The organism is Pedobacter ginsenosidimutans (genome assembly GCF_001442625.1).
GTDB lineage: Bacteria > Bacteroidota > Bacteroidia > Sphingobacteriales > Sphingobacteriaceae > Pedobacter > Pedobacter ginsenosidimutans.
Map to the genome: position 1 here is coordinate 1 of NZ_LMZQ01000062.1, position 11,501 is coordinate 11,501.

Annotated in this window: 9 protein-coding genes; 4 read left to right on the forward strand and 5 right to left on the reverse strand. The window is 39.7% G+C overall.

Annotated features, from left to right (window positions below):
• Positions 1–618 precede the first annotated feature (618 nt).
• Positions 619–1,803 (forward strand): MFS transporter, encoded by a 1,185-nt coding sequence (locus ASU31_RS26310; RefSeq protein WP_057935213.1) that lies wholly within the window; start codon positions 619–621, stop codon positions 1,801–1,803.
• 213 nt (positions 1,804–2,016) lie between these two features.
• Here ASU31_RS26310 and ASU31_RS26315 read toward each other — a convergent pair whose 3' ends face one another.
• The 3 genes from ASU31_RS26315 to ASU31_RS26325 form a co-directional block, all read right to left on the reverse strand.
• Positions 2,017–3,075: a fatty acid desaturase family protein gene (locus ASU31_RS26315; protein WP_057935214.1), complete on the reverse strand. Its 1,059-nt coding sequence runs from the start codon at positions 3,073–3,075 to the stop codon at positions 2,017–2,019.
• Complete coding sequence (locus ASU31_RS26320; RefSeq protein ID WP_167346250.1) at positions 3,065–4,162, reverse strand: fatty acid desaturase family protein; 1,098 nt, start codon at positions 4,160–4,162, stop codon at positions 3,065–3,067. Before ASU31_RS26320 ends, ASU31_RS26315 begins: the two co-directional genes overlap by 11 nt.
• Before the next feature lie 89 nt (positions 4,163–4,251).
• Complete coding sequence (locus tag ASU31_RS26325; protein ID WP_057935216.1) at positions 4,252–4,941, reverse strand: LA_2272 family surface repeat-containing protein; 690 nt, start codon at positions 4,939–4,941, stop codon at positions 4,252–4,254.
• A 206-nt stretch (positions 4,942–5,147) separates the two neighbouring features.
• Between ASU31_RS26325 and ASU31_RS26330 the strand changes: the two genes are divergently transcribed.
• Positions 5,148–6,107: a hypothetical protein gene (locus ASU31_RS26330; RefSeq protein WP_057935217.1), complete on the forward strand. Its 960-nt coding sequence runs from the start codon at positions 5,148–5,150 to the stop codon at positions 6,105–6,107.
• Position 6,108: 1 nt separating this feature from the next.
• On the opposite strand, the gene ASU31_RS26335 is transcribed toward ASU31_RS26330, so the two are convergent.
• Positions 6,109–8,400: a multicopper oxidase domain-containing protein gene (locus ASU31_RS26335; protein WP_083505553.1), complete on the reverse strand. Its 2,292-nt coding sequence runs from the start codon at positions 8,398–8,400 to the stop codon at positions 6,109–6,111.
• 15 nt (positions 8,401–8,415) lie between these two features.
• A complete protein-coding gene (locus ASU31_RS26340) occupies positions 8,416–8,892 on the reverse strand; it encodes a DUF3347 domain-containing protein (RefSeq protein ID WP_057935218.1) in 477 nt (158 codons plus the stop codon).
• Positions 8,893–9,463: 571 nt separating this feature from the next.
• On the opposite strand from ASU31_RS26340, the gene nth reads away from it, so the two are divergent.
• Together nth and recA are read left to right on the forward strand one after the other, a co-directional pair.
• Positions 9,464–10,129 (forward strand): endonuclease III, encoded by a 666-nt coding sequence (gene nth, locus ASU31_RS26345; RefSeq protein WP_057935219.1) that lies wholly within the window; start codon positions 9,464–9,466, stop codon positions 10,127–10,129.
• Between the two features lie 135 nt (positions 10,130–10,264).
• The gene (gene recA / locus ASU31_RS26350) at positions 10,265–11,278 is read left to right on the forward strand and encodes a recombinase RecA (RefSeq protein ID WP_057935221.1); all 1,014 of its coding nucleotides are present in this window, start codon (positions 10,265–10,267) and stop codon (positions 11,276–11,278) included.
• Positions 11,279–11,501: the final 223 nt, after the last annotated feature.

Genomic DNA, 11,501 nt, shown 5'->3' on the forward strand with positions numbered 1-11,501 from the left:
CAGATTCAACTTTTAGTTATGAACCAGAAATGAGTCAAAGACTCTTTTCCATAACTCAATCCGTAGAGACCCTTCGGAACTCTACGGACAGCTCTGGGGCTCTGAACCCCCTCCTATCCGTAGTGTTAAGCACAGCGTCACTACGGACTATCATATCATGTTGAGTTTCCAGATTCAACTTTTAGTTATGAACCAGAAATGAGTCAAAGACTCTTTTCCATAACTCAATCCGTAGAGACCCTTCGGAACACTACGGACAGCTCTCCTATCCGTAGTGTTAAGCACAGCGTCACTACGGACTATCATATCATGTTGAGTTTCCAGATTCAACTTTTAGTTATGAACCAGAAATGAGTCAAAGACTCTTTTCCATAACTCAATCCGTAGAGACCCTTCGGAACTCTACGGACAGCTCTCTTTGAACCACAAACAATTCAACAATAAAACAATTTAACAATAGTAATCTAACAGAATTTAAATTTTACGCCCCATCATCCATTTCCCAGTATACATCTTCCATCCCAAATCCTCCATCTCCTATAAATGGCCTAATTTTTACAATCCCCTAAAACAAAAAGCCTTACCTTTGCATAGTGTAAATTTAACACTAAGTACGCTATGAATAAGAACTTGCTCCCACTCACTTTAGGCGGTTTAGGCATCGGGATAACAGAATTTGTTATGATGGGCCTGCTACCCGATATCTCAAAAGATTTAGCCGTAACCATTCCGCAGGCAGGGCATCTAATTTCTGCATATGCTTTAGGTGTAGTAATCGGCGCCCCGCTATTAATTATGATTGCGGGTAAATATCCACCAAAAATGATATTGATTGCCTTGATGATCATGTTTACCGTGTTTAATGCTTTCTCTGCATTCGCACCTACTTTTGATACCCTGTTTATTGCCCGATTGCTTTCGGGTCTACCACATGGTGCATTTTTTGGTGTAGGATCAGTGGTAGCCAGCAGAATAGCTGAAAAAGGGAAAGCAGCGCAGGCTGTATCGCTTATGTTTATGGGCCTAACCATCGCCAATATTATTGGGGTACCGCTGGGCACCTTTATTGGCCATAATTTCTCCTGGCGAATATCTTTTGCCGTTGTTGTATTTGTTGGCATTGTTACTTTGCTAAGTTTAAAATTATGGCTGCCAGCGCTGGAAGCCACAAAAAACCGCGATTTAAAAGCAGAACTAAGTTTCTTCAAAAAAAGAGAAGCATGGATCATCATTTTTATGATCTCGATCGGAACAGGTGGTTTATTTACCTGGTACAGTTATATCGCCCCATTAATGACAGATGTTGCAGGCTTTTCGCCAAATGCAGTAACCTATATATTAATGTTAGCGGGTATAGGCATGTTATGCGGTAATTATATCGGCGGTATACTGGCCGATAAATTTTCACCGGCAAAAGCATCGGCAGCCTTATTGCTCACCATGGTAATTACCTTAACCATTGTGCACTTCGTATCCGCAAGTCAGCCTTTGGCTTTAATTATGACTTTTGTTACCGGCGCTGTATCGTTTGCTTTGGCCGCTCCAATACAGATGTTGATGATCCAGAGTGCCAAAGGCTCCGAAATGCTGGCCGCATCTGCAAGTCAGGCGAGTTTTAATATTGGCAATGCTTTAGGCGCATTTTTCGGTGGGCTTCCACTTGTTTATGGTTTCGATTATACTTCTCCAGCTTATGTTGGTGCGGCTATGGCTTTGATTGGTGCTTTTTTTGCTTTCTGGTTAATTAAAAGTAATCAGGGTGTAACTGAAGAAGTTAAAGTGCCAGTTACCTCTTTTCACTAATTCCTTTTTGTTTTGTTTGGAAAACAAAGGTTAGTGCAAGCAAAAATTTCAGTCCTGCTGTACACTTATCCCGATGAAACCTGTGAAACAAACAAGCACACGATGAAAAACAAAGCAAACAGTGCTTAAATCGGGATCGCTTCCATCAGGTTTAAAATGAAAGGTTGCGCCGTTAATCAAAAAAAAGAGCGGCAATTTTTGAATGAATGAGAATTACGCTGCCACCCCCATTCTTTTGAGCAGCTTTAAATGAGATTTTATCCCTCCGAAATAACTGGTACAATTGGGTGTTATCCCGCTCTCATTTAACATTTCGTATAATATTTTACTGATCTGCGGATAATACACATGATGGTAGTGCGGAAATAAATGATGGGCAATATGATTGTTAAAGCCACCTAAAATAAAGTTCGCCGTTTTACTAAAAGGATGCATATCGTTCGAACTTTTTACCTGGTTCATCAGCCACGAAGCATTGATGTAACCCTGCACATCTGCTTTCGGATACTGCGTTTCCTCAACATGGTGTGTCATAAAAAACGTAAACAGCAAAAACAGCGATTGGCTTAAATGCATCATCAAAAAACCAAATGCTACTACGTACCACTGCTGACCAGAAAAAAATAAGGGTAGCACCAGCAATAAACCAACATAGATTGATTTTTGAAGTGCAAAAGACAGATAATATTTAAAGCCTTTTTTAACCGCAAAGCCATCATTACCAAAAAGAATCACAAAATCTTTAATAAAAATCCAGAACAGCGAATAGGTAGTATAAGCTAATGGTGCATACAGGTGTTGGTACGCATGAAACCAATAATATTTGCTACCCGGCACCACACGGATCAACTTCGATATTTTAAGATCCGAATCATAGTCTTCTACATTTGGCGCATAATGATGTGAATTAACATGGCGCAGTTTCCAGGCTTCGGCATGCGCACCAACCAATGTATAAATAGCCACAAAACAGATATGGTTAAGCCGCCTGCTTTTAAAAATGGTATTGTGCGAAAAATCGTGTGAAAAGTTAAAGGCAAAGAGCAATGCAATAAAACCATATACCATAAAACAGCCAATAAAACCAATTGGGTTAACCATACGGTATAAAGCTAAATAGGCCAATAAGGTAAGCAGGAAATACACAAGGAATTTAAGCGCTATTATCCTCATAAAAGCAAATTTATTAGCTACTACTTCTTGACTAACGCGCTTGTATATCGCTTTTAACAACTGACTATCAGCCGCTACATAAATATGTTTATCCTTCATATCTCATCGGGATTAAGTGTTCATTTCTGCCCATCATTTTCAAAAACCTGAAATGTGAGGTTAAAGATTCGCTGTACGACATTTCCATATAAGTAAGCTTGTGCTTTTTAGCCAGCGCTTTAAAAACCGGAATAATGTCAGGGTAGTGTACATGGCAAACGTTCGGAAGCAGATGGTGTACCGCATGGGCATTAAAGCCGCCAAGTGTCCAGTTAAGAAATTTACTTTCTGCATGATAATCTATAGAAGTAAGCAACTGCAGTTTCGGCCAGCTCATATTCAATTTATTATCTTGATCAGGCACAGGATGAGATACATAATCTGATAAATGTGCAACGCCTAATACCGCTACAAACAGCAGAGAAATAATAAAATGGTTCAGCAGGAAAGCCATCAGAACTACTGCCCAACCGAAAGGCAACAGATAAATAGGCAAAACGATCATATATCCTATATACAAGAGTTTATATATGACCAGCTTTACCACTTCAATGCTGGGAATCTCTACTTTAATGGTACGGCTCGATAAATTGAACAACATCAGGGTTTCCCTAAAAAAGAACCAGTTAATAGAATAAAAGAGGTATAGAAACGGCGCATACATAAACTGATACCGATGGTACCCTTTTAAAGGCTGCGATTCGGTCATCCTAAACAGGGGATTGTTCAGCACATCAATATCACTACCTTCTATATTGGTATATAAATGGTGCGATTCGTTGTGGTTCTTGCCCCATACATATGCGTTATTGCCCTGCAGATTAAAACTCAACGAAAACAACAACTGGTTCCAGAACTTACTTTTAACCGCTACACCATGGGCGGCATCGTGCGAAACATTAAAAGCAGTTAACAAAACTGAAAGTCCCATCAGCAGGTAAAATGCATAGAACGCAAATGGCGAATGACTGGTAATCATTAAGGCGTAAAACAGGATGTCCAAACCGAAGTAAAGGAAGATCTTGAAAAACATTTTTGTGTTTCCCGTCTTTTTCATTCCGGTCTGAATAAAATATTGCTCTATCTGCTCGTTCAATTCTTTGTAGAATTCAGAGCCTTCATCTTTTATAAATCTTAATTTGTTCATCTTGATATTTATTGATTCTTTTAAACGATTAGCAGCTTGAGCCACCATAAAACAGCAAAAACTGCACAAACTAATCACTACCTCACAGCTTACCCCTTAAAGTTCCAATTGATAAGGGGTAATTTTCTTTTCTGGTTGGTGTTCCATAGGCCTATCTGTATACCTTTGAGATCTTTGCTTTCGTTAAATAGTGCAACCTGCAAACCACGGCTTTTTACTGCCTTATTGCCTAATAAGCCAAGCTGAATGCCTCTGTAGTAAACTGCACTGTTACCAATACCCATTTGCATTCCATTTCCTTTATGAACATCGTTAAATGCCGAAAGCTGCAGGCCATTTTGTTTTTCAACTACAATGCAAACAATTGAAATAGAAATCCCATTCATCGCATATAGGTATTGGCCAACAGCACCTACCGTTACCCCATTTACTATACAATCATTACCGATAGTACCTGAACCTGAAAGGTTTAAGCCATTGATCTTCTCCGTAAATATCACATCCCTCAATGGGATAAGATTTTCATCTTTATACACAGGCCCATGTGGTGCGAGCGGCAATAACAACCCGGTGCCTACGAGTTCTAATCTCAGCCCATTGGTTATTACGTTAGTATCCCTTTCTGATAATCCAGTGAAAATGCCAAAGGAAATTCCAGTTATTTTTGCGTTTGATTGATGAAATGTTGCTGCCGGGAAATGATTTTTCCTAACCTGACTGTACCCTTTTACTGCAAGCAAAAGAGCAATTTGTGTTATGAGTATAATTTTACTTTTCATGATATTTTGGATTAAGTCCGTAACTAAAGATCGACACTTAAAAAAAAGTAAATTACCTTATAAGATTAAACTAAGTGCCCTAATTAAATCTTAAGGATTACCACAATAACCAAACATTCCTAAAAATTAAATTTAAATAACTTAGCAATCTTAAAAACTTATTCGATGATATATTTTCGCTAAATTCAACCTATAAATTAATCTTTATGGATAATCAACAAGCATTATTTTTTCAGGCCATCAGATCAGCCCTGCCCGAATACCAGAACCTGGCGCTGAGTGTAGCTGAAGAATTAGGAATAAGTACGAATGAGGCCTATAAGAAAATCAGGGGCGACAGCAACCTTACTTTTCAGCAAATCATCAAGCTTTCTGATTGTTTTGATGTCCCATTTCTGTACAGCCCGAAACAATCGTTATCGGTTACTTTTAGTTATTTAAGCGTAAATGAAGATTTAGATATGATTGGCTATCTCCGAAATTTATTGGACAATATAAAAGCCATCAAAAACAGCAACAAGAAACACATCACCATTACGACCGACGATATTCCTTTATTTCATTTTTTCAAGTACCCCGAACTCACCAGCTTTAAACTCTTCTTCTGGGCAAATAGCGCCAATAACCTCGAAACGCCCTTTAGCTCTTCCTTCCTATCTGAGGAGATTATTAAAATTTCGCAAGAGCTGCATGCAACTTATCTGGAAATACCAAGCACCGAAATATGGTCTAAAGATACTGTAACAGGCACACTCGAACAGATCAGGTATGCATTCGAAGCCGGACATCTTAACGATACCGAACTGGCTGTGAAAATTGTAGAGCAGGTAAGGTATTGCCTTACCGATATGAATATGTATGCCATTAGCAGCAAAAAAACCATCGACCCTAACCATACCTTTAACTGGTACAACTGCGATGTATTGGGAAGCATCGCTTACCTGGTCGATTTTAAAGACCGCATGGCCTGCTACAACAGGTTTAATACTTTTAATTATTTAAGAACCGAAGACCAGGCCTACTGCAAACAAACCAAACAATGGATGCAGGGCCTGATTATGAAATCGGTTTCTTTTAGCGGTCAGGGAGAAAAACACCGCAATAAATATCTGTATAATGCCTTTGCCGAATGCGACAAGTTGTTGAGGGAGATTACTAATGGTTAGCTCAATAATTAAGTGTTAAACCTGCACCGAACCCCATATCGCTATCATAGTGCGCAGAAATGCCCATGTATTTAGTGGTAATAAACTTAAGTCCACCCATAAATTCTTTATCACTGTTTACCATAAAGCTTGCCCTTAGTCGCTTAGAAACCGGTATATCTTCCCGCATCAACTGCAAGCGAACATTACCATCGTGGTACACTTCTGCCTGCGCTACTACCAACATGGGCAAGGTGTAGGCAAGCCCTACACTAAACATACTTCTTTTATCCTTTGTGCTTTTCTGGCCAAAAATATTGGTTTCGGGTTCACCAGCTTCCATTTTTCGGTAGCGCCAATCGAAACCCACAAAAGGCATTAGCCACTGCATCCGATCTACATACCGGCCAATATGGGTTTCGGTTTCAAAGCCATGCATTTTATTGTAACCTAAGCGCCATTCAGCGCCAATGCTCCAGCGCGTATTTGCCAACATGGCCATACCGTCGTTTCCGTTGCTGGCAAAATCGTTTTCGGCCATAAAATGAAACATCCTGTCATCGGCAAAAAGTTTTCGCTGTGCCAATTTAGGATTTGGGATTTCAGGGTTTAGCGGTGAGTTTTCATAGCTGAAAATTTTACCCATCCCGCTCATCATGTGATATAAAATATGGCAGTGAAAAAACCAGTCGCCACTTTCTGAAGCACTAAACTCAATGGTATCGCGCTCCATGGGCATGATATCGAGTACATTTTTTAAAGGGGCATAATCGCCCTGGCCGTTAATTACCCTAAAATCATGCCCGTGCAGGTGCATAGGGTGGCGCATCATACTGTTGTTATATAAAATGATCCGCAGGTTTTCGCCCTTTTTAATGAGGATTTTATCTTCTTCAGAGATGGTTTTATTATCTAAAGTCCAAACATAACGGTTCATATTGCCCGTTAACTGAAACTCCATTTGCCGGGTTGGAGCTTTAGGCAAAACCGTTTTTTCCGGCGAGCGCAACATATCATAATTCAATGTTGTCATGGGGCCTTTTACACCTTTGTTGCTACCCATGTCATGGCCCTTATGTGCATCTGAAGCAACCGTATCTGTTCCGGCATCATCCAGTTCAGCATACATTACGGTATTCATATCCATTACCTGGTTCTGCATTTTCATGCCTTCCATCTGCACCAGATTACCGTTCATATCCATCATTTCGTTCATCATTTTCATGCCTTCGAAATATTTCAATTTGGGCAATTTCTGAGCCTGCACCTTTTCTCCATTGCCAAGCCATAACGAGGCCGATCGGGTACGGTCTTCAGGTGTCACCAAAAACTCATAGCTTTTACTTTCGGGGATGGTTACCATTACATCATAGGTTTCGGAAACGGCAATAATAAGCCTATCTACTTCTACAGGCGTTACATCGTTACCATCATTGGCCACTACCGTTATTTTACCACCCGCATACGTGAGCCAAAAATAGGTAGAAGCCCCTCCGTTAGCAATGCGCAACCTTACCTTGTCGCCTGCTTTGAGCTTGTTTGGAACCTGGTACTGATTTTTCCCGTTTACTAAAAATGCTTCGTAGTACACATCACTCACATCCATGGCGGTCATCCTTTTCAGTTCGTTGGTGAGTTTGGTTTTGAAATGTCCGCCTTTTATGGCTTCAGCATAACTTTGTGTGGTACCTTTTTTTATCGCGAACCAATCATTGGCATTATGTAATCGCCTGTCAACTTCGTGGGGCATCATATTTGTCCACTCACTCAAAACAACAGGTACTGTAGGTATAGCGGGCTCTTTTCTTTTATTTAAGATCATTGCGCCGTACATTCCAATCTGCTCCTGCAAACCCGAATGGCTATGGTACCAATGGGTACCGTTCTGTATAATAGGAAAACGGTAAACATGGGTTTTATTGGGTTCAATAGGCATTTGGGTCAAATAAGGAACCCCATCATATTGATTTGGCAGAAACAGCCCGTGCCAATGCAAGGAGGTTGACTCTTTTAGCCTGTTGTGCACATGTATTTCTGCTGTATCGCCCTCGGTAAAGGTTAGCGTTGGCATGGGTATTTGCCCATTCACCGCAATGGCTCTTTTAGGCTTCCCGCCAAAAGTTACAGTTGTATCGGCAACATATAAATCATAGCGCACAACCCTCGGCGGCTTATTACTACCTAAAGTTTCCACATCACTTGCTTTCTGGGGAGCTTTTTTGGGGTCAGCTGCTTTTACCTCGTTGTGCTGATGTTGGCCAAAAGCAAAACTACTGAGCAAAATACTAAGGCAACAAACTAAAATAAACTTCATTTTGTAGCGTATGTTTTATTTAAGCACCTCGGCAACCTTACCACAAGTTAACATTTTATTACCGTAATATGGATTTTTTATCGCCTCGCCTTCGCTTAACCAATAGCTTTTTTTCATCGGACAGTAAGCATAATAAACAGGCTTATCGTTAAGTTTTACCGCTTTTACCAAGGCATAAAAATCGGTTGACAAAGAAGTAAAATGATCTCTTTGATGTTCGATATCTTTACTCTCGGCAATGTGCTCGGCATCAAATAATATTTTATCGCGCAATACTTTCGAAGCGTTCGTTTTTTCGTTGGCTTTTATCGCATTAATTAATGCAGTAGCCTTGGTTCCAGCCACGCTTGCATTGCTGCTAATTAAGGCATCTTTAACTTCGTAATAAGCCTGTAAAGGGTTAACCGCTGCTGCTTTTTCCTGTGCTGATACACTGCCGGCCACAATGAGCACAAGGACATGAACTGTCCAAAATTTAAATAAATTTTTCATTTTGTGTTTAAATTAAATGTTAGCAAATTATTTCCTGGAACCGATTAGCAAGCAGCTTTTTTAATTTCCTTTGCAACCAGAACAGGGTTTTATTATATACAAAGCTAACAGTGTGGTCTTTCCGGATGTTATACTTTTACCGGAAATGTTTATATAATTATTGCTTCTAAGATCGGTCCACGAGGTTGGCGTTAAGCGATTGGCGTGGATTGAGTAATTCAAACAATTAACCTTTATAAGTAAAGGTCCTTCGACTAAGCTATCATTGACAGTCCCAATAGAAAGATCGTCATTGCGAGGAGGAACGACGAAGCAATCTTTCATATTAGTGATCCTTGCTAGAAAGATTGCTTCGTCGGCTGAAAAAGCCTTCTCGCAATGACGATATTTTGAGACAATTTATCTCCATTAACATTTCCTGTCATTTATATTAATTTTTATAAAACAAATTAACCCTCAGGATGGCAAACCACAGTTTTACCGCATGCCTCTTCCATCCCTCATCTTACATACCCCACCCTCATCTTCCATTTAACATATTACATTTTCCATCTTTAACCTATATTTGCACATGCTTAAAAAAGAACGCTACAAACTTTTTGTAGAACATTTTTCGGCCAAGCAGCCTGATGCAGAAACCGAGTTACATTATAATAATCCCTACCAGCTTTTAGTGGCCGTAATCCTATCTGCACAGTGCACCGATAAAAGGGTAAACATGGTAACCCCTGCGCTTTTTCAACGGTTCCCTAATGCCAAAGCGCTGGCCGAAGCTACGCCCGATATTGTTTTCGACTATATCAGAAGCATCAGTTACCCCAACAATAAGGCAAAACACCTGGTGGGTATGGCCAATATGCTGCTTAACGAATTTAACGATGTGGTGCCATCGGGCATTGACGACTTACAGAAAATGCCAGGTGTTGGCCGCAAAACTGCCAATGTAATTGCCTCGGTAATTTACAATGCACCGGCAATGGCGGTTGATACCCATGTTTTCCGTGTGGCCAACCGTTTGGGTTTAACCAATGGTAAAACCCCGTTGGCAGTTGAAAAAGATTTAGTTAAAAACCTTCCCGAGCACGATATCCACATTGCACACCATTGGCTTATTCTGCACGGGCGTTACGTTTGTGTAGCCAGAAGCCCCAAATGTGATGTTTGCGAAATTACCTACATGTGCAGGTACTTCGAACGTTTAACCGCACAAAACGAAAGAGATAAATTAAAAGCTTAAAAAATTATTTTCATTTTACTATTGACATTAGCTAAAAAACATTTACCTTAGCTAAATATATTAGTATTATAAATATCAACATTTAAGTATATTAGCCGATAATCGATTATATTTACGCAATCAATGAAAAAAGAAATGAGCACTGCAAATCCAGATAAATTAAAAGCCCTACAACTTACTTTAGATAAGCTGGAGAAATCATACGGTAAAGGTACCATCATGAAACTTGGCGATTCTGCCATCGAGCCAATAGATTTTATTTCTACCGGATCAATCAGTTTAGATATTGCTTTAGGTATTGGCGGTATTCCAAAAGGCCGTGTAATTGAAATCTATGGTCCGGAATCTTCTGGTAAAACAACTTTAGCTACACATATTATTGCCGAAGCACAGAAAAAAGGCGGTATTGCTGCTTTTATCGATGCAGAGCATGCCTTTGATCAGTTTTATGCAAAGAAACTAGGTGTAGATACCGATAACCTTTTAATCTCTCAACCAGATAATGGCGAGCAGGCATTAGAAATTGCCGATAACTTAATCCGTTCGGGTGCTATTGATGTAATTGTAATTGACTCTGTTGCCGCTTTGGTTCCTAAAAGTGAAATTGAGGGCGAAATGGGCGACAGTAAAATGGGTTTACATGCCCGTTTAATGAGTCAGGCATTACGTAAATTAACCGGTACAATTTCTAAAACCGGATGTTGCTGTATTTTCATTAACCAGTTACGTGATAAAATTGGGGTAATGTTTGGTAACCCTGAAACCACCACGGGTGGTAATGCATTGAAATTTTATGCATCAGTACGTTTAGATATCCGTCGTATTTCACAGATCAAAGATTCTGATGAAGTTTCCGGTAACCGTGTGAAAGTAAAAATTGTTAAAAACAAAGTGGCGCCGCCTTTCCGAATTGCAGAATTTGATGTGATGTTCGGTGAAGGTATTTCTAAAAACGGTGAGATTATCGACTTAGGTGTTGATTTTGGCATCATCAAGAAAGCAGGATCATGGTTCTCTTACGGAGATACAAAACTTGGGCAGGGTAGAGATGCCGTAAAACAATTGTTAAGCGACAACCCTGAACTGGCAGAAGAATTAGAAATTAAAATCAAAGCCGAAGTAACCGGCGATAAATTGGCTGAGAAATAGAAATCACCATATATTCATTTACAAAAAGAGGCTGTATCATAAATTGTAATTAGATTTGTCACGTTGAGCCTGTCGAAACGCCTTGTAAGACATTTAAAACAGGTCCTTCGACAAGCTCAGGATGACAACTCTATATTTATAAGACAGCCTCTTTTTCTATTTTAGAATTTGGTTAATAACTAACCGAAATTCCAAAATTTACAGCAGTACCTCTCCCTTTTGA

What these genes read in the sequence shown, in the direction of transcription:
- ASU31_RS26340 (WP_057935218.1), bottom strand. Translation starts at nt 8,892, where the DNA reads ATGAAAAATTTATTTAAATTTTGGACAGTTCATGTCCTTGTGCTCATT.
- ASU31_RS26330 (WP_057935217.1), top strand. Translation starts at nt 5,148, where the DNA reads ATGGATAATCAACAAGCATTATTTTTTCAGGCCATCAGATCAGCCCTG.
- recA (WP_057935221.1), top strand. Translation starts at nt 10,265, where the DNA reads ATGAGCACTGCAAATCCAGATAAATTAAAAGCCCTACAACTTACTTTA.
- ASU31_RS26310 (WP_057935213.1), top strand. Translation starts at nt 619, where the DNA reads ATGAATAAGAACTTGCTCCCACTCACTTTAGGCGGTTTAGGCATCGGG.
- ASU31_RS26335 (WP_083505553.1), bottom strand. Translation starts at nt 8,400, where the DNA reads ATGAAGTTTATTTTAGTTTGTTGCCTTAGTATTTTGCTCAGTAGTTTT.
- ASU31_RS26320 (WP_167346250.1), bottom strand. Translation starts at nt 4,162, where the DNA reads ATGAACAAATTAAGATTTATAAAAGATGAAGGCTCTGAATTCTACAAA.
- ASU31_RS26325 (WP_057935216.1), bottom strand. Translation starts at nt 4,941, where the DNA reads ATGAAAAGTAAAATTATACTCATAACACAAATTGCTCTTTTGCTTGCA.
- nth (WP_057935219.1), top strand. Translation starts at nt 9,464, where the DNA reads ATGCTTAAAAAAGAACGCTACAAACTTTTTGTAGAACATTTTTCGGCC.
- ASU31_RS26315 (WP_057935214.1), bottom strand. Translation starts at nt 3,075, where the DNA reads ATGAAGGATAAACATATTTATGTAGCGGCTGATAGTCAGTTGTTAAAA.